The sequence below is a fragment of the Nonomuraea sp. B1E8 genome, from assembly GCF_039871515.1.
GTDB lineage: Bacteria > Actinomycetota > Actinomycetes > Streptosporangiales > Streptosporangiaceae > Nonomuraea.
Genome location: NZ_JBDPLS010000001.1, coordinates 1,735,693 through 1,762,198, shown reverse-complemented (window position 1 = coordinate 1,762,198; position 26,506 = coordinate 1,735,693). Strand labels below are relative to the sequence as shown.

Here is a 26,506-nt window from a genome sequence, read left to right as displayed (position 1 = left end):
CTCCACTACCACGCGGCGTTTCTTCATTGTCAGGGACACGACAACCTCCCCTGTCGTTGGGTGCCCGAGCCTGACCTTCCCTGGACAAGGCGGCTCAATCATGGCCGTCCGTGGGAGGATGGCCCGGGCAGGCCGTACGGCCATAGTCCTCAGAACATGACGAATCAACCCTGTACATAGAGGGGGGCAGCTGTCTCGTGGCTGAGAAGCTGATCGCTAACCTGCAGACCAATCGCGGCACCATCAAAATAGAGCTCTTTCCCAACAAGGCCCCGAAAACGGTGCGAAACTTCGTCGAGCTCGCCGAGGGCACGCGCGAGTGGACCCACCCGGGCACCGGGGAGAAGGGCGTCGGCCCCTACTACGACGGCACGATCTTCCACCGGGTGATCTCCGGCTTCATGATCCAGGGCGGTGACCCGCTGGGCCAGGGCGTCGGCGGCCCCGGCTACGAGTTCGACGACGAGATCCACCCCGAGCTCCTCTTCGACCGCCCCTACCTGCTGGCCATGGCCAACGCGGGCATCCGCTTCGGCAAGGGCACCAACGGCTCGCAGTTCTTCGTGACGGTCCACGCGCCGTTGCGGCACCTCAACCGCAAGCACACGATCTTCGGCGAGGTCGTCGAGGGCCGGGACGTCGTCGACGCCATCTCGAAGACCCGCACCGGCGCCAACGACCGCCCCGTGGAGGACGTCGTCCTGGAGTCGGTCACCATCGACCGCGTCCCGGCCTGACCCGGCACCACGCTCCGGCGCTCCGAGGCCGCCCGATCCGCGGCGGCCTCGCCGGGGTGCGGTCCCGCGGCCGGCTGCATTCCCGCGCCGGCCTCAGGCCCGCGGCCACACGGCATTCCCGCGCCGGCCTCAGGCCGCGGTCACGCGGCATCCCCGCACAAGCCATAGGCTTCGGTCATGACCAGCCAGCCGCCGAGCCCGCCCCCGCAGCCCGAGCAGCCCGCTGAGGCGGTGCCCACCTGCTACCGGCACCCCGACAAGGAGACCTGGGTACGCTGCCAGCGGTGCGAGCGTCCCATCTGCCCCGACTGCATGCGTGACGCGGCGGTCGGCTTCCAGTGCCCCGAGTGCGTGGCCGAGGGCAACAAGGGCATCCGCCAGGCCAAATCGACCTTCGGCGGCAGCATCGTGCGCACGCCGGTCGTGACGTACACGATCCTGGTCATCAACGTCCTGGTCTTCGGCGCCCAATATCTCACCGAGGGGGTCACCGGTCAGCTGGCCATGTGGCCCGCCGGCGTGGCCCTGGGAGACCAGTATCACCGCCTGCTCACGGCGGCGTTCGTGCACAGCGGCGTGTTCCACATCCTGTTCAACTGCTGGGCGCTCTATGTCATCGGCCCCTATCTGGAACGAGCCTTCGGCCACGCGCGCTTCGTCGCCCTCTACCTGATCAGCGCGCTCGGCGGCTCGGTGCTCGGCCTCTGGATCGACCCGGTCACCCAGCCCACGGTCGGCGCGTCCGGAGCCATCTTCGGCCTGTTCGGGGCGGTGTTCGTGGTGGGCCGCAAGCTCAACATGGACGTGCGCGGCATCGCCGTGCTCATCGTGATCAACCTGGTCATCACCTTCGTCTTCCCCAACATCAGCTGGACAGGACACATCGGCGGACTGATCACGGGCTCGCTGCTGGCGGGGGCGCTGGCCTACGCCCCCAAGAACAACAGGACCCTGTGGCAGGTGCTGGCGATCGGCGGAGCGCTGATCCTGCTGGCCGTGCTCGTGCTGGTCAGGGTGTCGGCCATCCTGGCCATGAGCTGAGCTTCCCCAGGCTGTGGAAAAGACTGTGGAAAGAACTAACGCCAGCGGGTGGAAAGCACCACACCGAAGATGATGAAAACAAACCCGATCAGCAGATTCCAGTTTTGCAGGTCGCCGATGAAGGGCGTCTGCGGCGCGACGTAATAGACGGCGATCCACAGGATGCCGATGATCCACGCCGTGACCATGGTGGGCGCCAGCCAGCGGGGGCTGACCTTGACCTGCTGGGACCTCTGCGGCGGGGTGTAAACCGCCTTCTTGCGAGCCTTCGACTTGGGCACTGGGTAACTCCTGCTGAGGGCCTGGGCTTCCGGATCGTCCACAGGCCTTTCGGTAAGCGTAGTTGAAGCACAGTAGTGCGAGCGTGCCAAGGATAGTCGCCACGCGCATGACATGGCGATCCCTGGAGCCCGCATCGTCCAGGAATACCCTGATCGCATGCGGGCCATGCTCCGGGCCGTGGGGGAGACGAGCATCACCGCGGGCCTCATCCTCATGTTGTTCTGCGCCTACCTCCTGTGGGGCACCGGCGCCTACACCCAGAGGCAGCAGCTGCTGCTCCAGCGCGAGCTGGCGGCCGACCGGGCGGCACAGGAGCGCCTGCGCACGGTCACGCCGGGCCAGGCCCTCGCCGTGCTGCGCATCCCCAGGCTGGGCCACGACTACGAGTACGCCATCGTCGAAGGCGTCGGCGCCACCCACCTGAAACGCGGCCCGGGACACTACCCCGACAGCGCCATGCCCGGCCAGATCGGCAACTTCGTGGTGTCGGGACACCGCACCACGTACGCGGCCCCGTTCAACGAGATCGACGAGCTCGAACGCGACGACGAGATCGTCGTGGAGGCCCGCGAGGCCCGCTACATCTACCGCGTCACCTCCCAGGACATCGTGCCCCCCGACGAGGTCGACGTGCTCGCCCCCGTGCCCGGCAAGCCCGGCATCCGCCCCGTGCGCGCCTTCATCACCCTGACCACCTGCCACCCCGAATATTCGGCCGCCGAGCGCCTCATCGTGTACGGCGTGCTAAAGGAGACCGAACCGAGAGAGGAGTGACATGTACGCCTGGCTCTGGCGCAGGCTGCCCGGCAGTCCGCGCACCAGGGTGCTGACGGCCCTGGTGCTGGTCGCGGCGGCGGTGGCCGTACTCTGGTTCGTGGTGTTCCCGCTCTTCGAGCCCGTGGTGCCGCTGGACGAGGTGACCGTCAGAAGATGACCCGTGTGCTGGTGGTGGACAACCACGACAGCTTCGTCCACACCATCGTGCAATACCTGCGCGAGCTGGGCGCCGACTGCGACGTGCGGCCGCGCGACGACGTGGCCGTGAGCGACGCCGACGGCTTCGACGGCGTCCTCGTCAGCCCCGGCCCCGGCACGCCCGAGGCGGCCGGTGTGAGCGTCCCCCTGGTCCATCACGCGGTCGCGCGCGGCCTGCCGCTGCTCGGCGTCTGCCTCGGCCACCAGACCATCGCCATCGCCTGCGGCGCCACCGTGGCCCGCGCGCCCGAGCTCTTCCACGGGCAGACCAGCGCCGTCGTCCACGACGGCAAGGGCGTGTTCGAGGCGCTGCCCTCCCCCGTGCGGATGACCCGCTACCACTCGCTCGCCGTGCTGCCCGGCACGGTGCCCGACGTGCTCGACGTGAGCGCTCGCACCGGCGACGGCGTCATCATGGGCCTGCGCCACCGCCTGGCGCCCGTCGAAGGCATCCAGTTCCACCCCGAGTCCGTGTTGTCAGAGCACGGGCACCGGCTGCTCGGAAATTGGCTGCGCCGGATCCTGTAACAAACCTCTCGCGGCGAGCGACAGACAAGTGAGCGTCCCCGCCGTTGCCCCCGAGCGGCGGGGGCGTTCTTGTGTGCGCGCGGCGAAAGCGACAGGGCCGTCCACCCCCGGAGGGGTGGACGGCCCTGTCACGTGCGAGGCTCAGTTGAAGCCGCCGTCGCCGATCGGGTTGTCGTCGGCCGGCGGCTCGTCCTCTGTCGGGAAGTCGTCGGTCGGCGGGTCATCCGTCGGGAAATCATCCGTCGGGAAGTCGTCCGTGGGCGGCGCCTCGTCGGTGACCGAGGGACCGGTGGACACCACGATCGTGATCGTCGTGTCCTGCGGCAGCTTGGTGCCCTCGCCCGGGTTCTGCTGGATGACCGTGCCCTCGGGCTGCTCGTTGGGCTGCTCGGAGACCTTGACCTTGAACCCGGCGCCCCTGATCTGCTTGGTCGCGTCCTCCTTGGTGAGCCCGATCACGCTGGGCACCTCGGCGAGGTCCTTCGGCACGTAGAGGGTGACGGTGCCGCCCTTCTCCAGCGACTCGCCGGCCTTCGGCCTGGTGTCGATGACCGTGCCCTGCTCCTTGGTGGAGTTTCTGGTCTTGACCGTGCCGCGCAGCCCCGCCGCCTCCAGGGCCGCCATGGCGTCGGCCTGCGACTGGCCGACGAGGCCGTCGGGCACCTTCACCCGCTCGGTGCCCTTGGATACGAACAACTGGACGCTGGAGCCCTTGTCGACCTTGGAATTGGCGGCGGGCTCCGTCTTGATCACGGTGCCCTTCTCGACGTCGGAGCTGAACTCCTGCACCACCTGGACGGTGAGCCCCAGGCCCTTGAGCTGTTGCTCGGCGAACGTGCCCTTCTGCGTCGTGAGCTCGGGGATCGTGACCTGGGTCTCGGCCGGAGTGTCCTTGGAGCCGAACACGAGGTAGCCGGCCGTGATGAACCCGCCGATGATCAGCAGCGGAATGATGATCCACATCGCGGTCTTGACCGCGTTGCCCCCACCGCCGCTGGGAGCCCTGCGCCGGCCGCCCCGGCCACCGCCGTCGCCCTCGTCATATTCGTAGGGCGGGATCGCCCCACTGCGCTGCGTGGCCGGCCCGCCGGACGTCTGGGGCGAGGCCATCATGCGCGTGCCCTGGCCGTAGTCGCCGGTCATCGCCATCGTCTGGGCGTCGACCGGCATGCCGGACATCGCCCGCTGGATGTCGGCCCGCATCTCGCCCGCGCTCTGATAGCGGTGCGCCGGGTCCTTCGCCATGGCCTTCAGCACGATCGCGTCGGCCCACGGCGGGATCTCGCGGTCGATCTGGGAGGGCGGGATCGGCTCCTCGCGCACGTGCTGGTAGGCGATCGCGACAGGCGAGTCGCCGGTGAACGGCGGCTGGCCCGTCAGCAGCTCGTAGAGCACGCAGCCGGTGGAGTAGATGTCGCTGCGGGCGTCGACCCGCTCGCCCCGAGCCTGCTCGGGCGAGAGGTATTGGGCGGTGCCGATCACCTGCGCCGTCTGCGTCATGGTGGCCGCGGAGTCGGCCATGGCCCGCGCGATGCCGAAGTCCATCACCTTGACGTCGCCCGCCCGCGTGATCATCACGTTGGCCGGCTTGATGTCGCGGTGCACGATGCCGCCGCGATGGCTGTAGTCGAGGGCCCGCAGGATGCCGTCGACCAGCTCGACCGCGCGCTCGGGGAGCAACCGCCGATCCTGGCGCAGCAGGTCGCGCAGCGTCCGGCCGTCGACGTATTCCATCACGATGTACGGGACGGGGGTGCCGTCGGTGACGTCTTCGCCGGTGTCGTAGACGGCGACCACGGCAGGGTGGTTGAGTGAGGCCGCCGACTGCGCCTCACGGCGGAACCGGGCCTGGAAGGTGTGGTCGCGAGCCAGGTCGGACCGGAGCGTTTTGATCGCGACTATGCGGTCCAGCCGGATGTCTCGGGCGCGATACACCTCGGCCATGCCGCCGCGCCCGACGACACCGTCGAGCTCGTAACGACCTCCGAGTAGCCGAGGCTGAGTCATTTCCTGCACTGTCCCTTACCGTTCATCTTGGGTACCGGCCTGCTCGGGGGGCCGCCGGTGTCCATCATCGACCCCATTGCGCGTCACGTCTGCTCCTTGGGTGGGTTTGTCTCACCCGGGTCCGGCGAGGCGGTGGGTGTCGGGGTAGTGGGTGTGGTGGTGGGCGTCGGGGTTGGCGTGGGCGTCGGGGTCCGCGTCCGTGTCGGGGTCGGTTTCGGCGTCGGCTTCTTGCTGGGAGTTGCCGACTTGCTTACCGTAGCCGACCGAGAGGGTATAGGCCGCTGCGACTTCGCCGGAAGCGCCGGTGGCCGCTTGGTGCGCTTCTTCTTCGTGGGCTCGGCCTGCGTCGGCGTCGGCGGCGGAGACTCGCGCGGCTCGGCCACGTCAGGCGTCGGCGCGGGCGGCGGGCGGTTGGCGAAGGTGACGGCGCTGAGCCCGACCGCGGCCGCGCAGCCGGCCGTGGCGACCACGGCCAGCGTCCTGGCGCCCTTACGGCGCCTGCGGGCCGGCGGGGCATGGGGCTCGGTGGCCGGGGCGATGTGGTCGGTCGCCTGCTGGTCCTCGGGCGAGGGTTCGCGTACGCGGAAGCCGCCCGGGTCGGTCAGCATGCTGAGGTCGGCGCCGGACTGGGCGCCCGCCAGCGACTCGCGCAGCGCGTGGGCCCGCTCGGCCAGCTCGAGCGCCGTGGCCGGGCGCTGGCCCGGCTCCTTCGCCAGCAGCGCCATGACGAGCGCGCGCACCTGCGAGGGAACGTCCACTCCGAGCGGCTGCGGTTGCTCGTTGAGGTGCTGCAGGGCGATCGCCACCTGGGTGTCGCCGCGGAACGGCGTGCGCCCCGCCAGGCACTCGTAGGCCACCACGCCGAGCGAGTAGAGGTCGGTGGCGGGCGTGAGCGGGAAACCCTGCGCCTGCTCGGGGCTGACGTACTGGGCGGTGCCCACCACCGTGCCCGTCTGCGTCACCGGCGCCGCCTCCAGCGCCCGGGCGATGCCGAAGTCGGTCACCTTGATGGTGCCCTCGGGCGTGACCAGCAGGTTTCCGGGCTTGATGTCGCGGTGGATGATCCCGGAGGAGTGGGCGGCGTGCAGCGCCCTGGCGGTCTGGTGCACGACGTCGAGCGCCACCTCGGCCCCGAGCGCGCCGTTGCGCGCCAGGATGGCCGACAGCGGCTCGCCCTGCACCAGCTCCATCACCAGATAGGCGAGGTCGCTCTCCTCGCCGTAGTCGAAGATCTGGGCCACTCCGGGGTCGGCCAGCGCCGCGGTGAGCCGCGCCTCGTTGCGGAACCGCTCGAGGAAAGTGGGGTCGGCGTGGATGTGGCTGCGCAGGATCTTCACCGCGACCTCGCGCCCGAGCAGCTCGTCGCGGGCACGCCAGACCTCTCCCATACCGCCGGTGGCGATGCGGGAGATCAGGAGGTAGCGGTTACGGAGCCGCATGGTCCAGCAGGTTACCGTCTCTCACTTGTTCAGCACCGCCTCCATCACGGCCTTGCCGATCGGCGCGGCGGTGCCGCCGCCCGTGGCCTCCGCGCCGACGTTGGCCGCACCGGACTCGACGATGACCGCCAGGGCCACCTTCGGATCCTCGGCCGGCGCGAAGGAGATGAACCAGGCGTGCGGAGGCTGGTCGTCGGACGTCTCCGCGGTGCCCGTCTTGCCCGCTACTTGGACGCCCGGCACCTGCGCCCGGTTGGCGGTGCCGTTGCTGACGACGCTCACCATCATGTCGCGCAGCTTGGCCGCCGTCTCGGTGCTGACCGCCTCGCTCAGCTCCTCCTGCTCGGCCTCCTCGATCGAGTCGCCCTTGGCGTCGGTGATCTTCTTGACGAGGTACGGCTTCATCACCGTGCCCTCGTTGGCGATGCCCGCGGAGATCATGGCCATCTGCAGCGGCGTCATCTGGTTGCTGCGCTGCCCGATGGAGGCCATCGCGACGGCCGCTTCGTCCTCACGGGGGCCGAAGTCGCTCTTCGCCACGGGCATCGGGATCGCGAGTTGCTCGCCCATGCCGAACTTGACCGACTGCTCCTGCACCTTGTCGTAGCCCAGGTCGATGCCCATCTTGCCGAACGGCGTGTTGCACGACCTCTCCAGCGCGAAGACCAGCGTGACCTGGCCGCTGCCGCAGGCGGCGCCGCCGTAGTTGGGCAGGCTGATGTTCGTGTTGGGCAGCGGGAGCCGCTGCGGCGCCTCCACAGTGGTCTGCGGCCCTCGTGAGGTGTCGTCCTCGAGGTAGGCCGCCATGGTCACGACCTTGAACGTCGAGCCGGGCGGGTAGGTGCGGTCGATCGTACGGTTGAGCAGCGGCTGGTTCTTCTGTTTGGCCAGCTCGTCGTAGCGCGGGAACACCTTGCTCTTGTCGGTCAGCGACAGCTCGGCGGGGTCGTAGGTCGGCAGCGAGACCATCGCGAGGATCGCGCCCGTCTTCGGCTCGAGCGCGACGACGGCGCCGCGCTTGCCGCTCTGGCGCAGCGCGTCGTAGGCGGCCTTCTGTACCTTGGGATCGATCGTGACCTCGACGTTGGCGCCCTTGGTCGGCTCGCCGGTGAACAGGTCGATGCTCCGCCTCAGCAGCAGGTCGGCGCTGGAGCCGTCGAGCAGTTTGTTCTGGGTGCCCTCGATGGCGCTCGCGCTCTCTGGCGAGAAGAAGCCGGTGACGTGCGCGTAGAGCTCGCCCTCGGGGTATTTCCTGACGAATTTGAACTGCTTGCTGTCGGTCTCGACGGACTGTGCGATCACCTTGCCGCCGGCGGTGATGCGGCCACGCTCGACGGCGTAACGGTCGTAGAAGTTACGGGTGTTACGGGCGTCGCTGCTCAAGCCTTCGGCCCTCACGGCCTGCAGGTAGTTCACGTTGACCATCAGAAGCGCGAACATGGCCAGGCAGGCCACGGCCGTGCGCTTGATTGTGCTGTTCATCGCTGGAACACCTGCGTCATCCCTTCGTTCTGGATCGCCTGGGGCGGAGGCTTACGCGCCGCATCCGACATGCGTACCAAGAGCGCGATAAGGATCCAGTTAGCCAGCAGCGCCGAGCCACCCTGCGACATGAACGGCGTCACCAGGCCGGTCAGGGGAATCAGGTTGGTCACGCCGCCCACGATGATGAACACCTGCCAGGCGAGGATGAACGACAGGCCGCCCGCGAGCAGCTTGGAGAACGGGTCACGGGCCGCCAGCGAGGTGCGCAGGCCCCGCTGCACCACCAGGGCGTAGAGCATGAGCAGCGCCATCAGGCCGGTCAGGCCCAGCTCCTCGCCCGTCGCGGCGAAGATGAAGTCGGAGAAGGCCAGCGGGATCAACTCGGGGTGTCCCTGGCCGAGCCCCGTGCCGAGGATGCCGCCCGAGCCCATGGCGAACAACCCCTGCATGAGCTGCGCGCTGCCGCCGACGCGGTCGAAGAGCGCGGGGTCGCTCGGGTTGAGGAAGACCTCGAACCGTTGCTGGACGTGGTCGAAGACCAGGCCCGCCAGGATGGCGCCGCCCGCGAAGAGCAGGATGCCGATGATCACCCAGGAGACACGCTGCGTGGCGATGTAGAGCAGGGCGATGAACGTGCCGAACAGCAGCAGCGACGACCCCAGGTCCTTCTGCATCACCAGGACGCCGAGGCTGACGCCCCACGTGATGAGGACTGGACCCAGGTCACGCGCGCGCGGCAGGTCGATGAAGAGCAACCGCCGCCCGGCGAGGGCGAGCACGTCGCGCTTGGCGACCAGATAGCCGGCGAAGAAGATGACCAGCGCCAGCTTGGCGAACTCGGCAGGCTGCAGCTGACCCAGGCCGGGGATGCCGATCCAGATCCTGGCGCCGTTGATCTCCTGGCCGAGGAACGGGATCAACGGCGAGACCAGCAGTAGCAGGCCTAGGGCGCCCGCCGTGTAGGTCAGGCGCTGCAGTGCTCGGTGGTCACGCAAGAAGATCAGCGTGACGCTGAACAGCACGATACCGACGAGTGTCCACATCAGCTGCGAGTTGGGCGAGGCCAGCCTGGCGGAGGGCAGGTTCGAGTCGGACTCGGAGAGCCGAAAGATCATCACCAGGCCGAGCCCGTTGATCAGCGTCACCAGCGGCAGGATCAGCGGGTCGGCCCACGGCGCGAACTTCGCCAGCACCGCGTAGGCGGCCAGCATCAGCCCGCCCAGGCTCAGGCCGTACGTCAGCATCCCCGACGGGATCGCGCCGTCCATCGCCAGGCCCACGTTGGCGTACGCGCCCATGACGGTCAGCACCGCGAGGGCGAGCATGACCAGCTGAGCCCCGCGGCGCTTGGCCGGCATCGAGACCGGTTCGGCGGCGACTTCGCTCATCTACTGCTGCTGTTTCGTCTTGGTCGCGCTCGCGGTCGGCGTGGGCGACGTGGTGGCGGACGGGGACGTTTCGCTCTGCTGGTCCTCGGAGAACTTCAACGCGTTGATCCTCGTGATGCCTTCGTCGACGGTGGTGACGGGGAAGGTGCTCTTGATGAGCTCCTGATCCGCCTCCGACAGCTGGGAGAGCTGCCGGCCAGTGGGCCGCGAGACCTCGAAGAGCTGGAAGGGGCCCACCTCTACCTTGATCCCCTGGAACACGACCACCTCGTCGCCCCTCGCACCGACGAAGAACTGGTCCTGGGTCCACTGGTATCCAAAGTAACCGCCGACACCGACGGCGAGCGTGCCGATGCCGAGCACGGTGACCAGCACGGGCCACAGACGACGGCGGCCCGACCGCCGGGACGCCTGCGCGACCGGCTCGTCGAAGTCGCCATCGTCCGCGATCACCGGCTGGGGTGCGGTCACCGCGCCGGCTCGCCCCGGCGGCTCGGCCTCCTGGGCGGCGCCCCGCAGGCGGTTCATGCCCGCGGCGCCCACGACGGCGGCCTCGGCCGGCACCTGCTGCTCATCGGTGATCTCGAGCACGTCGGCCAGCACACACGTGATGTTGTCGGGCCCGCCGCCTCGGTTCGCCAGGTCGATGAGCTGGCGGACGACCTCTTCCGGATCGTCGATGTTGGTGAGCGTGGCGTGCATCGTCTCAGCGCTCACCACGCCCGACAGGCCGTCGGAACACAGGAGGTAGCGGTCGCCCACCTGCGCCTCGCGGAGCGTGAGGTCGGGATCGACCTCACCGCTGCCGTCGAGCGCGCGTAGCAGGATCGACCGCTGCGGGTGCGTGGCAGCCTCCTCCGGCGTGATGCGCCCGTCGTCGACGAGCTGCTGGACCAGGGTGTGGTCATGAGTGATCTGGTAGAGCTCCCCGCGCCTGAGCAGGTAGGCGCGCGAGTCGCCGACGTGCACCAAAGCGACTTGGGTGCCGTGCCAGAGCATGGCCGTGAGAGTCGTGCCCATGCCTTTGAGGCTGGGATCCCGCCCCACCATCTCGTGCAGCTTGCGGTTGGCGTCGCGTACGGCTGCCTCGATGGCGTTGAGCAGGTCACCCCCCTGTTGAGCCTCTTCCAGAGAGGCCATGGCGTCGATGGCGACTGAGCTCGCCACCTCGCCGTGTGCGTGCCCGCCCATGCCGTCGGCGACGGCGAGCAGGCGGCCGCTAGCGTACGCCGAGTCCTCGTTCCCTTCGCGGAGGAGGCCGACGTCCGAGCGGGCGGCGTAGCGGAGTGCGATGGTCATTTGCGCAATTCAATGACTGTCTTGCCGACGCGGATCGGAACACCGAGCGGCACCGGGGTCGGGCGGGTGACTTTCGAGCGGTCGAGATACGTGCCGTTCGTCGAACCGAGATCTTCCACGATCCACTGACCGTCCTGAGGGAAGAGCCGGGCATGCCGGCTGGATGCGTAGTCGTCGCTGACTACCAGCGTGGCGTCGTTCGCCCGGCCAATGGTGATGGGCGTCTCCGTGAGGTTAATGGTGGTGCCTTGCAGGGGGCCACCGGTAACGACGAGCTGGCGTGGCTCACCCTTCTTGCTCTTGGGCTTGGCCACGGGTTTGGCGGGTTTCACGCCTTTGCGTGGGCCTGCGGGAGCCGTGCGTGAACCGAACAAGTCAGTCCGGATCACGCCGACTGCGGCAATGACGAAAAACCACAGCACCGCCAGGAAGGCGAGCCGGATCAGCAGCAGCGTGAGCTCGGACATGGACCGTCTGTCTACCTCTAATCGCGCCGGAACACCAGAGTCGTGCGCCCCAACGTCACTCGCGTGCCGTTCTGGAGCTCGATCCTGCGTACCGGCTGGCCGTTGACAAAAGTGCCGTTCGTCGACCCGAGATCGACGAGAGCCACGAGCTGGCCCTCGACACGCAGCTCCGCGTGATGACGCGAAACGCCCGGATCGACCAGACGAAGATCGCAGTCGGTGCCCCTGCCTAGCAAGGTCACCGGAGTGGTGAGCTCGTAGGAACGGTCGCCCTGCGGGTCGTCCTGGGTGGAGACGAGCAGCCTGGGCCGCCCCTGGAACGCGTGCGGCCTCGACGGAGGCAGGTCGCTCGCCGGGTGGCGAATCTCGTCCTGCTCCACCGTGGCGCCGCGGATGACGCCTGACCTGATGCGGAACAGTCCGACAGCCAGGTCGCCGGCCGTTTCGAAACGCACCCGGACCGGTCCCACGAAGGAGTAGCCCTGCTCCTTGGCGTACTCCCTGGCGAGGTTGGCCAGCTCGTGGCTGATGCTGTCGGCGTAGACCTCAAGCCGCTCGCTGTCGGTCGTGGACAGCTCAACCACGAAGTCGTTGGGCACGAGTGTGCGGCCTTGGGCGACGATCGCCGCACGCTCATCCATCTCCCGCTGAACCGCGCTGGCGACCTCGACCGGCTGAAGGTCAGATTTGAACGCCCGCGCAAAGGCTCCCTCAACCAAGCCTTCGAGCCTTCGCTCGAAGCGCTGAAGGACTCCCACCGGGTACCTCCCTTCCTCCGTGCATATGATCGCGGCCCCCAGGCGCTCGTGGCGCCCGGTCTCCGCTCGTTCCACTTCACGGCGTCCCTGGCGCTCGTCAGCTGTCGCGCCCAGCTCCTCCGCTCCCGTGTCTTATGCGATCGTATCCGGGTTCAGTACCAGTGGCTGTTCCGTGCTACTGTTCTTTCCGCACCCACAAGGGCGGGTGGCGGAACGGCAGACGCGCACGGTTCAGGTCCGTGTGTCCGAAAGGACGTGAGGGTTCAAATCCCTCCTCGCCCACTCGTTGACAGGGGATCCTTGGTCGCAAGCCTTTCAGGCGTTGCTCCCTCGGGTCCCCTCGTCGTGTCTCCCGGGGGATAACCCCCGGACCCCCAGGCAGGTCGCTGGCGCTCCCGGGGGAGACCCCCGGGCCCCCATCACAACCGCGTTGTGGCTGGTGTTTCATCACAACCCCGTGTGGTTGGTGTCCATCACATCCGCGTTGTGGGTGGTGTTTCATCACAACCCCGTGTGGTTGGTGTCCATCACAACCGCGTTGTGGCTGGTGTTCGGCCAGGCCCTTTGCGGGTGGTCTCCGGCCGGCACCCTCGTGGGGTCCGGCCAACCGTTCTCGGGTTGTGTCCGGGCAGCGCCTTTGTGGGTGTCCGGTGGTGTTCCTGGGTTCTTTTGTGCAGACCCACATTGGCGAAGCTTGTTGCGGATCGCAAGGGTCGGCGTCTTCCTTTTCAAGAATCTGTCGGTGATGGGGGCTCTCGGGACTGTACGCCTTGGTGCTTGCAAGATGCTTTCTGGTCACTTGACCGTTGCTGTGTGTTTTAGTTCACAGTCACGCTGCTTTGGTTCTGGTGTCCAGGAGTTCGCCCACCAGGTCCATGAGGCTCACCATTCCGATGACCGCGTCCTGCTGGTCCGTGACCAGGGCGAGGTGGGCCCTGGCCTCCTGGAGGGCCGTCACTGCCTCGGGGATCTGGGTGGTGCTGCGGAGCCTGGGCACCTTCCTGGTCAGCTCGCGTGCCGTCTTGCCGGGGTTGAGCAGGGCGTCCCTGGCGTGCAGGGCGCCTTCTATGGCCGACTCGTTCTCCACCAGGAGGCGCAGGTGGTTCGTGGTCACCGCTGTCTGCTTGATCTCCGACGTGTCGGCCGTGGGGGCGACCTTGGCGGCTCGGGCGATGGGGGTCATCAGGCGTTCGATGCCCTCGTCGTCAAGGCGCAGGGCGCGCGTCAGGAGGTCGTGTTCCTCCCTGTCCAGCAGGCCCATGCGGCCCGACTCGCCCACCAGCATGGCGAGCTGGCGCGGGGTTCTGGTCGTCGCCAGCTCGTCTCTCGGCTTGACGCCGAAGAGGCGGAGTATGACGTTCGTCAGGCCGTTGAGCGCCGAGAGCAGCGGGCGCATCAGCCACGTGAAGCCGCGGAACGGCAGGGTCAGCAGGAGCGCCGCGCGCTCCGGGTGGGTCAGCGCCCAGGACTTGGGGGCCATCTCGCCGATGACCATGTGGAGGAACGTCACCAGGGCCAGGGAGAGGGTCAGGGCGATCGGGAGGCGCAGGCCCTCAGGGACGCCCACCATGGCGAAGACGGGCTCCAGATAGTGCTCGATCGCCGGCTCGGTCACCTGGCCCAGGCCCAGCGTGCACAGGGTGATTCCGAGCTGGGCGCCGGCCAGCATGAGGGAGAGCTGGCGGCCGCCGCGCACCGCCGACTTGGCGGTGAGCCTGACCAGGCGGTTGCCGCCCGAGGCCATCTCCTCGAGGCGGTGGCGGCGCGAGGAGACGAAGGCGAACTCGGCGGCCACGAACAGCGCGTTGAAGGCCAGCAGCGCCAGGCTCAGAATGATCATGCTCATCGGGCCGCCTCCGCGTGTCGCACAGGAGCCAGGCGCACCCACTCGGGCACCCTGCGGTTGAGTGACATGACCGTGAGCTCCGCCAGGTGCTCCTCGACGTCCTCGGCGAACGGGTCGGAGTCGGGTTTGATCGGGACGGTCACCGTGTCGCCCTGGTTGGGCATCCTGCCCAGCTTGGCGAGCACGAGCCCGGCGAGCGTGTCATAGTCGTCGCTCTCCGGCAGCGCCACGCCGGTGGCCCGCTCGACCTCGTCGAGCCTGAGACTGCCCGGCACCTCCCAGACGCCGCCCGGGTGTTCGAGGGCGCCGACCGGCTCCGGGTCGTTCTCGTCGACGAGCTCGCCGACCAGCTCTTCCGCCAGGTCCTCGACGGTGATCACGCCGGCCAGGCCGCCGTACTCGTCGATGACGCAGGCGACGTCGTCCTTGGCCACCCGCATTCTCTCCAGTACGGCGGGCAGTGGCACCGAGGCAGGCACCAGCAGCGCGGGGCGGGTGATCGTGGAGATCGGGCCCTCCTCCAGGCCGGAGGTGAGCAGCTCGCGCACGCCCGTCACGCCGACGACGTCGCCGTCCTCGGCGAGAACGGGGTAGCGGGAGTGCCCGCACTCGCGCATGGCGTCGAGCAGGTCGGAGATGGGCTGCGCGTCGCGCAGCGCGACCACGCGGGGCCGCGGGACCATGATCTCCTCCGCGTTGCGGTCGCCGAACTCCAGCGCCCGTTCGAGCAGCTCCGACAGCTTGGGAGGCAGCTCGCCCGCCTGGGTCGACTCCGCGATGATGCGCGAAAGCTCCTCGGGCGTCACGCCGTGCTCGATCTCCTCCACGGGCTCGATGCCAACCCGCCTGAGCAGCCCGGTGGCGGCCGAGTCGAAGAACCGGATCACCGGCCCCACCACCGTGAGATAGACCAGCGTCGAGCGGGCCAGGAACTTGGCCACCACCTCCGGCCTGGCGATGCCGAGGTTCTTCGGGGCCAGCTCGCCGAGCACCATCTGCACCACCGTCGCCACGAACACGCCCGTGGCCACGGAGACGCCGGTCATCATGCCCTCGGGAAGCCCCCAGTCGGACAACCACGGGCGCACGATCACGGCGATCGCGGGCTCGGCCAGGAATCCGACCAGCAGCGCGGTGACCGTGATGCCGAGCTGCGCGCCTGAGAGCATGAAGGAGAGGCGGGACGTCACCTGGAGGGCCCTCTCGGCGGCGGTGTCACCGGCGGAGGCCTGCTCGCGGAGGATGCCGCGGTCGGCGGCGACGAAGGCGAACTCCTGGGCGACGAAATAGCCGGTCGCCGCCGTGAGGAGGATGAGGGACAGCAGCCCGAGATAAGCGCTCACCGCAGTGAGCCTTCAGGGGAACCCGTGCCTGAGCACGGGCAAAGACTCCACGAGTCCGGAGCGGACACGATCATCCCTTCGATAGAGGTCGTCCATAACCGTAACGATGCCGATGGCCTCTATGTTTCCTGTGCCCGCGCGAGGACTCGTCGCCGGTTTGGCGGCGGCCTGCCTCCACCGTTACGGTCGGCTGGTTCTATGTACTTTTCCGTGGGAATTCCTTGACCGAACGCCTTCACTGCCGGGGGGTTGGACGTAGCGTCTATGTACGAAGCGAAGGGGAGAAGGCGAAGTGTCTGAGGACGACCGTACGCGGGCCATGCGCTCGCCGGGCGACGGCCGCCCGCTGCCACCGCGGCCCAACGACGTCCCGCGCTCAGGGGGCGCCCCCGCGCACCGGTTCCCGGCGGGCGGGCCGGGTGCGCCCACTCACAAGCTTCCCGCCGCATCCCAGATCCCCGAGCCGCCGCCGGGCCCGCCCGGCTCCGAGCCGCGCCGGTCGAGCGGGCGCGTGTACGGCAGGCAGCGCTCCGGCGGCGGGGGCGGTCCCGTCAGGCCGCTGAGGTCGAGGGGCGGGCAGGAGCCGAGGGAACCCCGCAAGAGGCCTTCGGGCAGGACGATCGTGAAGATCGTCGCGGGGCTTCTGGTCGCGCTGCTGGTCGCGGCCGTGGGCATGTTCTTCTGGATCGACTCGAGGCTGGCCGGCATCGACGACGTGCTCGCCGATTACGATGACCGTCCAGCTGACGGTCCCGGCACCAACTGGCTGCTCGTCGGCTCCGACAGCCGCAAGGGGCTGTCGAAGGCCGAGCGCAAGAAGCTGGCCACCGGGCGCGCCGTCGGGCAGCGTACGGACTCGATGATGTTGTTGCACATCCCCGACACCGACGACCAGCCGACGCTGGTCAGCCTGCCGCGCGACCTGGCCGTCACCATCTACGGCAAGCAGCGCGACAAGCTCAACGCCGCCTACAACGGCGGGCCGCAGCTGCTGGTCCGCACCATCGAGACGGTCACGGACCTGCGCGTCGACAACTACATGGAGATCGGGTTCGCCGGGTTCGTCGACATCGTGGACGCGGTGGGCGGGGTCGAGATGAACGTGACGGCCGCCGTGGACGACCCCAAGGCGGGGCTCAAGCTGAAGAAGGGCAAGCAGGTGCTCAACGGCGCCCAGGCCCTGGGCTACGTACGCACCCGCAAGGGCGGCGCGCTGCCCGACTACGAGCGCACCAAGCGGCAGCGTCAGTTCCTCGCGGCGGTCGTGAAGAAGGCGGCCAGCCCCGGGGTGCTCATCAACCCGTTCACGTCGATCCCGCTGGCGATGAGCGCCACGGACGCGGTCACGGTCGACTCCGGCACGGGCGCCTTCGACCTGCTCTCCCTGGGGCTCGCCATGGGCGACAGCCCGGTGACGACGGTGGTGCCGTTCGGCGGCAACGAGAACCTGCCCAACGGCGGCGTGGCCGTCAAGTCGGACCGGCAGAAGGCGCTGGCGCTGTTCAACGCGCTGAAGGAGGACAAGCCGGTGCCGAAGAGCGTGCTCGACGCCCGCTGATGCCGTCAGCCGCCGCTGCCGCTGCCGGCGGCGGCGGTGGTCGCGGCGCTGATGGCGGCCACCGTGGCCGCGTTGATGGCGGCGATGGCCTTGGCGACGGCGTCGGCCGTCCACGCGCCTTCGGAGATCTCCTTGATCCGTTGCTTGCTCGCGTCAGGGAAGACCTTGCGGTCAAGCCTGGCCGCGTGCGAGATCGCGATCAGCACCGCCGTGCGGGCGTCGGGGGTGGCGCCCGCGAGCACGGCCGACACCCGCTCGCGCACGTCGGCCTCGACTCCGGGGTGCGCCTCCGGCCAGCGGGTGACGGGGAAGATGCCGAGGGCCCTGCCGCGCTCCTCGGCCAGCACGCCTGATTCCGCCAGCTTGGCCAGCAGGCGCGTGCGCAGCTTGCCCGTCTTCAGCCGCTGCACCCACCAGGCGGGTTTCCTGGCCTTGCCCTCGGTGGCGATCCGGGTCAGCGTGGCGTCCAGTTCCGCGTCGCCGAGCGGGCTCGGGTCGGTGACCGCCACCTGCTTGCCGGACAACTCGAGCCGCCCGGCCACGGCCAGCTCGGCGAGGAGCGCGCCGGCGAGCGCGGAGTCGAGTCGCGTGGAGTCGATGAGCGGGGTGCCCTTGTCGTCCCGGTAGGCCAGCAGGAGGAACTCTTCGGCGATCGTCACAGTCATCTTCCGACACTAACCTCCCAGCCATGAGCATTTCGGAGAGGTTGCACGCCATCGGCCGTCCCTTGCTGCAGGTACAACTCAGCCATCCCACGGTGATCGGGATCGGCCGCGGCGACCTGGCGGAACCGGTGTTCAGGTCGTGGCTGGAGCAGGACTACCTGTTCCTGCTGGACTATGTGCGGGTGTTCGCGCGGCTGGCCTGGCAGGCGCCCGACCCGCATCTGGGCGACCTGGTGGACCTGGCGCACGCGACGTACCACGACGAGCTGAACCTGCACAGGTCGTTGTCGGCGGAGTTCGGGGCCGACCTGGAGGGCGCGGTGAAGGGGCCGGCGTGTGCGGCGTACACGGGGTTCCTGCTGGAGTCGGCGGCGTCGTACGGGGAGGGGTTGGCGGCGCTGTACCCGTGTATGTGGGGATATTCGACCCTCGGGCAGATATTGGCGGAGAATCCGCCTACTGAGCTGAGATATCGGGCCTGGGTGGACACGTACGCCGACCCCGGGTTCGCCGCGCTCGCCGTACGCATCGCCCAGATGATCGACGAGGCCGACCCGGACCCGGCGCGGGCGGAGGCGAAGTTCAAGGAGGGCATGGCGCACGAGCTGGCCTTCTGGAGCGTGCCGTAGCATCCACAGGCTGTGGACGGCGCGGCGCGGACCGTACCCTGGTGACATGCCGGAACTTCCCGAAGTGGAGTCACTTACCCACTTCCTGCGCGAGCGGGCGGTGGGCCGCACGATTGTGGGAGTCGACGTGGTCGGCTTCCAGGCGCTCAAGACGTTCGACCCGCCGGCCACGGCGCTCGGCGGGCTGGGCATCACCGGCGTGGCGAGGCACGGCAAGTTCCTCGACCTCGACTGCGACGGCCTGCACCTGGTCATCCACCTGGCCAGGGCGGGATGGCTGCGCTGGCGCGACGACCTGTCGGGCGCCAAGCCCGTCCGCCCCGGCAAGGGGCCGCTCGCGTTGCGGGTCCGGCTCGCGCCCGACGACGAGGGGGCGGCGCCCGGCTTCGAGCTGACGGAGGCGGGCACCCAGAAGCGGCTCGCCGTCTATGTCACGCGAGATCCGGGCGAGGTCCCCGGCATCGCAGCGCTCGGCCCCGACCCCCTCGACCCGTCCTTCACGGTCGCCGCGCTCAAGCGCATCGTGGGCGGCAACCGCACGCAGATCAAAGGGCTGCTGCGCGACCAGAAGGTCATCGCGGGCATCGGCAACGCCTATTCCGACGAGGTGCTCCACGCGGCCAGGATGTCCCCGTTCAAGATCGCCGCGACGCTCACGGACGCGCAGATCGCCGACCTGCACGAGGCCATCGTCACCACGCTCGGCGAAGCGGTCGAGCGGGCGCACGGGCTGGCCGCGAAGGACCTCAAGGCGGAGAAGAAGTCGGGGCTGCGGGTGCACAACCGCGCGGGACAGCCGTGCGACGTCTGCGGCGACACGATCCGCGAGGTGTCGTTCGCGGACTCGGCCCTGCAGTATTGCCCCACCTGCCAGACCGGCGGCAAGCCCCTCGCCGACCGGAGGTTGTCCCGTTTGTTGAAATAATCCATCTGTTACGGCACAGCCGGCGTCACCGCACGCGCCGACGCCGGGTGTTCTGTTTGTTGGTTGGTTTCTTCGTGTTACGGCACAGCCGGCGTCACCGCACGCGCCGACGCCGGGTGTTCTGTTTGTTGGTTGGTTTCTCCGTGTTACGGCACAGCCGACGTCACCGCACGCGCCGACGCCGGCCGCCGTCTGTCATGGCCGGTCGTGAAGGCTCACGGGTTGCTCGCCGTGACGAGCGCCTTCTTGGCCGTGTTCCGTGGTTCCCGCGCGACCCCAGTTCCTGGGTGCGCCCCCGGGTCGCCTGGAGAGCAGGGCGGTCGCCGCGATGGCCGTCGCCAGCAGGGCGGCCGCCAAGGGGACCGCCAGGGCCGTGCGGAAGGCGGTCATCCCGGCTTCCTGCGTGGTCGCGCCGCCGAGTGCGGCCACGTTGACCGCCGTGACCATCGACACGCCCAGCGCGGCGCCGAACTGGAACGACGAGTTGATCAACCCGCCGGCCAGCCCCTGCTCGCGGGCCTCGATCCCGTCCGTGGCCGTGATCATGAGCGGGCCGTAGGCGAAGGCGAACATCAGGGCGATCAGCATCATCGACGGCACCATCGCGGCGTAGGTCCAGTCCAGCCCGGCGCCCAGGAAGAGCACGTAGGCCAGCAGGCCCGACAGCAGGCCGCCGAGGATGACCTTGGCGTTGCCGTACCGGTTGACCAGCCACGGGGTGAGCGTCGGCGCGATCACCACGTCGGCGGCGGCCGCCAGCAGGGCGAGCCCGGTCTGCATGGGTGACCAGCCGCGCAACTCCTGCAGGTAGAGCGTGACCAGGAACTGGAAGCCGAAGAACGAGGCCGTGAGCAGGACGGCCATCACGTTGGCCCGTACCAGCGCCGCCGACCTGAAGATGCCGAGGCGGACCAGGGGGTGCGGTGAGCGGCGTTCGATGGCCGCGAACGCCGCCAGCAGTCCCAGGGCCGCGGCGAAGACCGCGAGCGTCAGCGGCAGGCCCTCGGACGGGCGCTCAAGGCGTACCACTCCATAGACCAGCAGCATCATCGCGCCCGTCACGCTCGCCGCGCCCGCCAGGTCGAAACCGCCGGCCGGGCGCTCCTCCGCGGGCGGCTTCTTGATCAGCAGGATCGCGGCGAGCAGGATCACCAGCGACATCAGCACCGGGGCGAAGAAGACCCAGCGCCAGCCGAACGTGGTGAGCACCCCGCCGAACACCAGGCCGAGCGCGAAGCCGGCGGCGCCGGTGCTGCCGTAGATGATCAGGGCGCGGTTACGGTCGCGGCCCTCGGGGAAGCTCGTGGTGATCAGCGACAGCCCCGCGGGCGTCATGAAGCCGGCGGCCACTCCGGTCACGAACCTCGCCAACAGCAGCACCCAGCCGTCGTTCGCCACTCCGCCGAGCCCGGAGAAGGCCATGAACACCCCCAGCCAGAGCAGGAACATGCGCCGCCGGCCCAGCAGGTCGGCCGCCCGGCCGCCGAGCAGCACGAAGCCGCCGTACCCCAGGACGTAGGCGCTCACCACCCCGCTGAGCATGCTCGTGGGTACGCCGAGATCGGCCCGGATGGCGGGAAGGGCGACGTTCAACATGGCGACGTCGATGCCTTCGAGAAAGATGGCCCCGCAAAGAACGATCAGTACGCCCCACGCACGAGCAGGGACAGGCATGACAACCCCCGGTTACCGAAAATCATATTGGTTCCTTGTTGTAACCGTCCACATCATTGGCCATTATGAGATTTCATGGAAGAAGGCACTTCCGAGTCACTCGGTTACTCCGCAGGCACCATGGACGACGACTACGACGCGCGCCAGTGGGACACCCGTGAGGACTGCGAGGTGCGCCAGATCCTCGATCGCATCGCCGACAAGTGGTCGCTTCTCGTCATCGCCCTGCTCGACTGCAAGAGCCTGCGTTTCACCCAGCTCCGCCGGGAGATCGACGGCGTCAGCCAGCGCATGTTGAGCGTCACGCTGCGCCAGCTCGAACGCGACGGCCTGGTCAGCCGCACGGTCCACCCCGTCGTCCCGCCCAGGGTCGACTACGCGCTGACGCCGCTCGGCCGTACGCTGCACGAGACCATCAAGTCCCTGGTCACCTGGACCGAGGCCCACCAGGAGGAGATCGCCCGCGCCCGCGCCGCGTACGACGCGCGCGCTCATGGCCTCACTTCGTGAGGCGGGCTCGGTCGTCTGGTGCCGGCGCCTTCCCCCGTCGCTCCTTCGTCGCTCCTCCTCCAGGCGACGGCACTCCCTCGCGTGTTCATGGCCTCACTTCGTGAGGCGGGCTCGGTCGTCTGGTGCCGGCGCCTTCCCCCGTCGCTCCTTCGTCGCTCCTCCTCCAGGCGACGGCACTCCCTCGCCGGGAGATGATGGGGTCATGACCGTTCCTGAGATCGAGCCGGGCGGCATCCCGGCAGACGCCTACCTTCTCGACGTCCGCGAGCAGGACGAATGGCGGGCGGGCCACGCCCGTGAGGCGGTGCACATCCCGATGACCCAGATCCAGGGCCGGGTCGACGAGGTGCCGAGCGACCGGACGGTCTACGTCGTCTGCCGGGTGGGCGGCCGGTCGCTGCAGGTGGCGGCCTGGCTCAACCAGCTCGGGCGCGACGCCGTCAACGTCGGGGGCGGCATGCAGTCGTGGGAGGCGGCCGGGCGTCCGCTGGTCAGCGAGACGGGGGAGCAGCCCTTCGTGGCCTGAGCCGGACGCCTGCCACCGCGCGCCATAGGTGCTCCGGAGCAGGCCGAAGGGCCACCCATGGCACTCGTGGGTGGCCCTTTCGACGCTTGTACGGCTACGGAGTGCCGTCAGCTTTCCCCCTTTTCGCCTCCCCAAGGCGATTGCCTATTGCGCTGCTGGACACAACCGGCTTGCGGTGGAATTTCGCCGCAGGCCGGCAATTGATGGGCAGGATATGCAGGCTTGAGCGGGCCATGCGATGGTGTGAAGGGACAAGAATCCCTCCTTTCCTGCCGGACGCCCGCCGGCCATCCGCGCGGAGGTCGCTCTCCCGCCGTGACGCGGGTCATGGCATCCCGGGCTGGCCGAACGTGGAGGGATGAGGCATCATGGGGCCCGCGGAACTCGGACATTCCGGCTCCGCACCGACAAATCAATCCGCGGGAGCTTGAGGCAATCAGGCTGAGAGGGCGACTACGGCTGTCGCCGACCGCATGAACCTGTCCGGGTAATGCCGGCGTAGGGAGTGTGCGATGTCGCACGTCGCCGACGAAGTTCCGCTGACTCTCGACGGTCAGGCCCCCAAGACCCTGGGCGTGCTCGATCAGGGCGCGCTCTGGGCCAACCTCGGTGTCAGCCTCCTCGGCTTCTCAGGGGCGCTGCTCCTGCTCAACCCGACCGGCGACGCGCCGCTGAGCCTGGCCGCCGCACTGGTGGCGACGGTGGTCGGCAGCCTGATCGGCACGGCCATGGTGGGCCTGTCCGCCATCCCCGGCACCCGCACGGGCCAGCCCGCGATGGTGCTGCTGCGCGGCCTGTTCGGGGCCAGGATCTCCTTCGCGCCCACGGTGCTGAACATCGTGCAGATGCTCGGATGGGGCGCTTTCGAGCTGTGGGTGATCGCCAAGGCCGCCACCGCGATCTTCGACGGGGTGGCGTACCCCGTGTGGGTGGTGCTGGCGGGCGTGCTGACCACCGCGCTCACGATCTGGCCGCTCGGCGCGATCCGCCTGCTGCGGCGGTACGTCACCGTCGGCGTGATCGTGTCGATGATCTGGTTCACCTGGTTCTTCCTGTCCGAGGCGCCCGCACCCGCCGGCGGGTCGTGGACCGGGTTCGCCCCGGCCGTCGACTACGTGATCGCGCTGTCGGTGTCCTGGGTGCCGCTGGCCGCCGACTTCGCCCGGCACTCCCGCTCCGGGCGCGCCGCGTTCACCGGGATCGTCGGCGGCTACACGATCGCCCAGGTGGCCTGCCTCGGGCTCGGCGTCTACGCCGTGGCCATCGCCGGCGCCGCCGTCGTGGAGGCCGACAACACGGCCGTGTTCAGCCCGTTCGTGGCCGCGCCGCTCGGAGCGCTGTTCTTCGGCATCCTGGTGTTGCGCGAGACCGACCAGTCGTTCGCGAACGTCTACTCCACCACCATGTCGCTGCAGAACCTGATGCCGCGCGTCGACCGGCGGGTCATCTCCACCGCCATCGGCGTGTTCACGGTCGTGATCGCCCTGGTCGTCGACGTCACCTCGTACGGCGCGTTCCTGGGCGTGATCGGGGCGGTGTTCGTGCCGATGTTCGCGGTGCTGGCCGTCGACTATTTCGGGTTCGGCCGCTCCGACCGCTGGAACACCGACGAGGACGCCCCCTCGCGCTGGTCGATGCTGGTGCCGTGGGCGCTCGGCTTCGCCGCCTACTGGCTGACCACCTCGACGCCCACCATCGCGGCGTGGGACGGGTTCTGGGCGTCGGCCCGCGACGCCATCGGTTTCACCAGGCAACCGTGGATGAACGGCGCGCTCGGCGCGGCGGTGGTGGCGGCCCTCGTGACCGCGCTCATCGGCGTGCTGCGGAGGCGCGCTGTTCGACGTTGAGCAGGTGCTGCTTGGCGCTCGCGCCACCCGCGTACTCGCCGAGCGCGCCGTCCTCGCGCACCACCCGGTGGCAGGGCACGATCACGCAGACGGGGTTGGAGGCCAGCGCGTTGCCGATCGCACGCAGCGCACGCGGCCTGCCGATGCTCTGGCCGATCTCCTCCAGCGTCGTGGTCGTGCCGTAGGGGACCGCCGTGGTCTTCTGCAGCACCGACCGGGCGAACGTGGTGGCCAGCGCCCAGTCGACCGGCGTGGCGAACGCGCGCAGCCGGCCCGAGAAGTAGGCGTCGAGCTCTCTGCGCACCGGGTCGAGCCGTCGCGCGTCGTTGCCGATGAACGTGCCCACATGCCGGCTGACCAGCTCGAAGACGTCGTTCTCGCTCTCGAAGCTGCAGGCCGCGATGCCCTTGCCCGTCACGGCCAGCACCAGCCTGCCCACGGCGCCGTCGTAGGTGCCGAACGCGATGTCGGGCGGCGTCTCGCCGCGGTAGGTGCTGGAGGTCACCCGCAACAGGGCATCGAGATCACCGCTCGCCATTCGCCCTCACCCTCCACACCCGCCGAGATCGCCGTGACCGCAGCGTATCGGACGGATCGCCCGACGCACCTACCAAGCCACGTGCACTATGGAGGTGTGGGGGACGAATGGGCCGGTAGTGACGACGAGATCGCACGCGCGGTGCTCGCCGGGTCGCCCAACGCCGTCGTGGCGCTCGACCGTGACCAGAGCGTGCTGGTCTGGAACGAGGCCGCCGAGCGGTTGTTCGGGTGGGCGGCCGAGGACATGCTCGGGCGGCGGGCGCCGATCGTGCCCGGCGAGCTGACCGCCGAGCTCAACGCCGTGCTGGAGCGCGTACGCACGGGAGAGTCGGTGTCGTTGCGCACCAAACGCCTGCGCAAGGACGGCGTCCTGCTCGACCTCCGGGTGGACATCAGCGCCCTGCGCCTGGGCAACGCCGTGGCCGGATACGTCTGCGTGCACCATCCGGCGCGGGCCGACGAGCTGGCCAGGCACCGCATGGCGCGCAGGGAACGCCTCGTGCGCAGGCTGACGGACGTGGTCGGCGACATCAACTCCGAGCTGGAGTTGTCGGCCGTGCTCGACCGGATCTCGGCCAGCCTCACGGAGCTCACCGGCGCGGACGCGGGCGGGTTCGTGCTGATCGAGGGCGACCGGTTGCGGCTGGTCAGCACCTACCAGTTGCCGGAGGCGATCAGGGGCACCACCACCGACCTGCGTACGAGCCTGGTGGACAAGTTGTTACGCACCGGCAAGACCGTCATGCTGGAGACGAACGGGCTCGACGAGCTGGTGTGGGCGCGGCTGGACGGCCTGCACACGATCACTCTGGGCCTGGCCGCCGTCGGCGGGCGCCCGTACGGAGCCCTCTACGCGCTCTTCGCCCGGCGTGTCCCCGGGCATCTCGAACTGGAACTGCTGGAGCTGCTCGCCGGTCATGCGGGCATCGCCGTGGGCAACGCGGTCGCCTACCAGGAGGCGGTGCGGCAGCGGGCCCATGAGCGGGCCGTCTTCGACGCCAGTGCCGACGGCATCGCCGTGCTCGACGGGGCGGGCCGCGTGGTCCGCTGGAACCCGGCCGCCGCCGCTCTGACCGGGTTCTCGGCTGACGACGTCATCGGCGGGCCCCCGCCGTTCCCGCTGCCCGAGCCGGGCGAGAAGGTCACGTTCCAGTTGGAGACGGGCCGCTGGCTGGACGTGGTGAGCGCGCGGATCGAGGAGACCGGCGAGGTGGTCATCGACTTCCGCGACGTGACCGCGGCCAAGGAGCTCGAGGAGGCCAAGGACCTGTTCCTGGCCACGACCAGCCACGAGCTGCGCACTCCGATCACGATCGTGCGGGGGTTCGCCAGCACGCTGGACTCGCGCTGGGACAAGCTGAGCGACCCCGAGCGCCGTTCGGCCGTGCACACGATCGCCGAGCGGTCCAGGTCGCTCGGCCAGCTCATGGACCACCTGCTGCTGGGCTCCAGGGCGGGGGCGGACGAGCTCAAGGTCCGGATCGAGGAGTTCGACCTGGCCGAGCGGATCCGGGCCGCCACGCTCGGGCTGCCCGTGTTGTCGGACAAGCACCGGGTCGAGGTGACGCTCCCCGACGAACTGCCGAACGTGCTGGGCGACGCGCTGGCCACGGACATCGTTCTGGGGCAACTGCTGGAGAACGCCTTCAAGTACTCGCCCGAGGGCGGGTTGATCGCCGTGGAGGCCTGGCCCGAGGCCGGCAACGTCGTCGTGGTCGTCGACGACGAGGGCGTCGGAATCGCCCCGCCTGACCGGGAGCGGATCTTTGAGCGCTTCGTCCAGGTGGACAGCGGCGACCGGAGAAGGTTTGGTGGAGTAGGGCTCGGGCTCTACATCGTCCGCAGCCTCGCGAGGGCACAAGGAGGCGACGTGAGCGCCCATCCGAGACCGGGAGGTGGCACCCGCATGCGGCTCGTTCTGCCCTATCGGATCCGACACACCGATGCGGTAACGAGGCGGTCACAGTTGCGCTGATCTATCGTCCAATGTGTACAAGCTGTGATCGAGATGCGGTTTCTGGAGTCGGCTAACGGGGC

At 69.1% G+C, this 26,506-nt stretch carries 25 protein-coding genes, 1 tRNA gene and 1 riboswitch; of the genes, 13 read left to right on the top strand and 13 right to left on the bottom strand.

Annotated elements, in window-relative coordinates; genetic code table 11:
- Positions 1-197 precede the first annotated feature (197 nt).
- Together ABGA98_RS08560 and ABGA98_RS08555 are read left to right on the top strand one after the other, a co-directional pair.
- Complete coding sequence (locus tag ABGA98_RS08560) at positions 198-737, top strand: peptidylprolyl isomerase (protein ID WP_347617598.1); 540 nt, start codon at positions 198-200, stop codon at positions 735-737.
- Between the two features lie 177 nt (positions 738-914).
- A complete protein-coding gene (locus ABGA98_RS08555) occupies positions 915-1,778 on the top strand; it encodes a rhomboid family intramembrane serine protease (RefSeq protein ID WP_347617597.1) in 864 nt (287 codons plus the stop codon).
- Positions 1,779-1,813: 35 nt separating this feature from the next.
- Here ABGA98_RS08555 and ABGA98_RS08550 read toward each other — a convergent pair whose 3' ends face one another.
- On the bottom strand, positions 1,814-2,059 hold the full coding sequence (locus ABGA98_RS08550) for a cell division protein CrgA (protein WP_132505902.1): 246 nt from the start codon (positions 2,057-2,059) through the stop codon (positions 1,814-1,816).
- A 157-nt stretch (positions 2,060-2,216) separates the two neighbouring features.
- Here ABGA98_RS08550 and ABGA98_RS08545 point away from each other — a divergent pair, with 157 nt between their 5' ends.
- The 3 genes from ABGA98_RS08545 to ABGA98_RS08535 are packed head-to-tail and all read left to right on the top strand — an operon-like array spanning position 2,217 to position 3,563.
- The gene (locus tag ABGA98_RS08545) at positions 2,217-2,834 is read left to right on the top strand and encodes a class E sortase (RefSeq protein ID WP_347617596.1); all 618 of its coding nucleotides are present in this window, start codon (positions 2,217-2,219) and stop codon (positions 2,832-2,834) included.
- A gap of 1 nt (position 2,835) precedes the next feature.
- A complete protein-coding gene (locus ABGA98_RS08540; protein WP_347617595.1) occupies positions 2,836-2,994 on the top strand; it encodes a hypothetical protein in 159 nt (52 codons plus the stop codon).
- Positions 2,991-3,563, top strand: coding sequence for a gamma-glutamyl-gamma-aminobutyrate hydrolase family protein (locus ABGA98_RS08535; protein ID WP_347617594.1), 573 nt, complete (start codon positions 2,991-2,993; stop codon positions 3,561-3,563). The genes ABGA98_RS08540 and ABGA98_RS08535 overlap by 4 nt, the downstream gene beginning before the upstream one ends.
- 141 nt (positions 3,564-3,704) lie before the next feature.
- Here the strand turns inward: ABGA98_RS08535 and pknB are convergent, their stop codons facing one another.
- The 7 genes from pknB to ABGA98_RS08500 all read right to left on the bottom strand — a co-directional run bounded on the left by pknB (position 3,705) and on the right by ABGA98_RS08500 (position 12,406).
- The gene (gene pknB, locus ABGA98_RS08530; protein WP_347617593.1) at positions 3,705-5,570 is read right to left on the bottom strand and encodes a Stk1 family PASTA domain-containing Ser/Thr kinase; all 1,866 of its coding nucleotides are present in this window, start codon (positions 5,568-5,570) and stop codon (positions 3,705-3,707) included.
- An 83-nt stretch (positions 5,571-5,653) separates the two neighbouring features.
- Entirely contained in the window at positions 5,654-7,009 is a 1,356-nt protein-coding gene (locus tag ABGA98_RS08525; protein ID WP_347617592.1) for a protein kinase, read from the bottom strand.
- Between the two features lie 21 nt (positions 7,010-7,030).
- Positions 7,031-8,491, bottom strand: coding sequence for a penicillin-binding protein 2 (locus ABGA98_RS08520; RefSeq protein ID WP_347617591.1), 1,461 nt, complete (start codon positions 8,489-8,491; stop codon positions 7,031-7,033).
- Positions 8,488-9,882, bottom strand: coding sequence for an FtsW/RodA/SpoVE family cell cycle protein (locus ABGA98_RS08515; protein WP_347617590.1), 1,395 nt, complete (start codon positions 9,880-9,882; stop codon positions 8,488-8,490). The genes ABGA98_RS08520 and ABGA98_RS08515 overlap by 4 nt, the downstream gene beginning before the upstream one ends.
- Positions 9,883-11,181 (bottom strand): Stp1/IreP family PP2C-type Ser/Thr phosphatase, encoded by a 1,299-nt coding sequence (locus ABGA98_RS08510; protein ID WP_347617589.1) that lies wholly within the window; start codon positions 11,179-11,181, stop codon positions 9,883-9,885.
- Positions 11,178-11,648 (bottom strand): FHA domain-containing protein, encoded by a 471-nt coding sequence (locus ABGA98_RS08505; protein ID WP_132590700.1) that lies wholly within the window; start codon positions 11,646-11,648, stop codon positions 11,178-11,180. The genes ABGA98_RS08510 and ABGA98_RS08505 overlap by 4 nt, the downstream gene beginning before the upstream one ends.
- Positions 11,649-11,665: 17 nt before the next feature.
- Positions 11,666-12,406 (bottom strand): DUF3662 and FHA domain-containing protein, encoded by a 741-nt coding sequence (locus ABGA98_RS08500; RefSeq protein WP_132630681.1) that lies wholly within the window; start codon positions 12,404-12,406, stop codon positions 11,666-11,668.
- Between the two features lie 199 nt (positions 12,407-12,605).
- Here ABGA98_RS08500 and ABGA98_RS08495 point away from each other — a divergent pair.
- Positions 12,606-12,688, top strand: a tRNA-Leu gene (locus tag ABGA98_RS08495).
- Positions 12,689-13,235: 547 nt separating this feature from the next.
- On the opposite strand, the gene ABGA98_RS08490 is transcribed toward ABGA98_RS08495, so the two are convergent.
- A complete protein-coding gene (locus tag ABGA98_RS08490) occupies positions 13,236-14,252 on the bottom strand; it encodes a hemolysin family protein (RefSeq protein WP_347617588.1) in 1,017 nt (338 codons plus the stop codon).
- Entirely contained in the window at positions 14,249-15,595 is a 1,347-nt protein-coding gene (locus tag ABGA98_RS08485; protein WP_347617587.1) for a hemolysin family protein, read from the bottom strand. Before ABGA98_RS08485 ends, ABGA98_RS08490 begins: the two co-directional genes overlap by 4 nt.
- Positions 15,596-15,887: 292 nt before the next feature.
- On the opposite strand from ABGA98_RS08485, the gene ABGA98_RS08480 reads away from it, so the two are divergent.
- Entirely contained in the window at positions 15,888-17,153 is a 1,266-nt protein-coding gene (locus ABGA98_RS08480) for an LCP family protein (RefSeq protein WP_347617586.1), read from the top strand.
- Between the two features lie 5 nt (positions 17,154-17,158).
- Here the strand turns inward: ABGA98_RS08480 and ABGA98_RS08475 are convergent, their stop codons facing one another.
- Positions 17,159-17,818 carry a GPP34 family phosphoprotein gene (locus tag ABGA98_RS08475; protein WP_347617585.1) on the bottom strand — a complete coding sequence of 220 codons (660 nt, stop codon included), beginning with the start codon at positions 17,816-17,818 and terminating at the stop codon, positions 17,159-17,161.
- Between the two features lie 23 nt (positions 17,819-17,841).
- Here ABGA98_RS08475 and ABGA98_RS08470 point away from each other — a divergent pair, with 23 nt between their 5' ends.
- Positions 17,842-18,447: a transcriptional regulator gene (locus ABGA98_RS08470; protein WP_347617584.1), complete on the top strand. Its 606-nt coding sequence runs from the start codon at positions 17,842-17,844 to the stop codon at positions 18,445-18,447.
- A gap of 46 nt (positions 18,448-18,493) precedes the next feature.
- Positions 18,494-19,372 (top strand): DNA-formamidopyrimidine glycosylase family protein, encoded by an 879-nt coding sequence (locus ABGA98_RS08465; protein ID WP_347617583.1) that lies wholly within the window; start codon positions 18,494-18,496, stop codon positions 19,370-19,372.
- A gap of 195 nt (positions 19,373-19,567) precedes the next feature.
- Here the strand turns inward: ABGA98_RS08465 and ABGA98_RS08460 are convergent, their stop codons facing one another.
- Entirely contained in the window at positions 19,568-21,046 is a 1,479-nt protein-coding gene (locus tag ABGA98_RS08460) for an MFS transporter (RefSeq protein ID WP_347617582.1), read from the bottom strand.
- Positions 21,047-21,121: 75 nt separating this feature from the next.
- Here ABGA98_RS08460 and ABGA98_RS08455 point away from each other — a divergent pair, with 75 nt between their 5' ends.
- The 3 genes from ABGA98_RS08455 to ABGA98_RS08445 all read left to right on the top strand — a co-directional run bounded on the left by ABGA98_RS08455 (position 21,122) and on the right by ABGA98_RS08445 (position 23,929).
- A complete protein-coding gene (locus ABGA98_RS08455; RefSeq protein WP_347617581.1) occupies positions 21,122-21,556 on the top strand; it encodes a helix-turn-helix domain-containing protein in 435 nt (144 codons plus the stop codon).
- Between the two features lie 202 nt (positions 21,557-21,758).
- Complete coding sequence (locus tag ABGA98_RS08450) at positions 21,759-22,082, top strand: rhodanese-like domain-containing protein (protein WP_347617580.1); 324 nt, start codon at positions 21,759-21,761, stop codon at positions 22,080-22,082.
- 409 nt (positions 22,083-22,491) lie between these two features.
- Positions 22,492-22,604, top strand: a riboswitch (TPP riboswitch).
- Positions 22,595-23,929: a cytosine permease gene (locus ABGA98_RS08445; RefSeq protein WP_347617579.1), complete on the top strand. Its 1,335-nt coding sequence runs from the start codon at positions 22,595-22,597 to the stop codon at positions 23,927-23,929. (Overlaps the previous riboswitch by 10 nt.)
- Here ABGA98_RS08445 and ABGA98_RS08440 read toward each other — a convergent pair.
- Positions 23,892-24,467 (bottom strand): methylated-DNA--[protein]-cysteine S-methyltransferase, encoded by a 576-nt coding sequence (locus ABGA98_RS08440; protein ID WP_347617578.1) that lies wholly within the window; start codon positions 24,465-24,467, stop codon positions 23,892-23,894. The genes ABGA98_RS08445 and ABGA98_RS08440 overlap by 38 nt on opposite strands.
- 96 nt (positions 24,468-24,563) lie before the next feature.
- Between ABGA98_RS08440 and ABGA98_RS08435 the strand changes: the two genes are divergently transcribed.
- On the top strand, positions 24,564-26,444 hold the full coding sequence (locus tag ABGA98_RS08435) for a PAS domain-containing sensor histidine kinase (RefSeq protein ID WP_347617577.1): 1,881 nt from the start codon (positions 24,564-24,566) through the stop codon (positions 26,442-26,444).
- Positions 26,445-26,506: the final 62 nt, after the last annotated feature.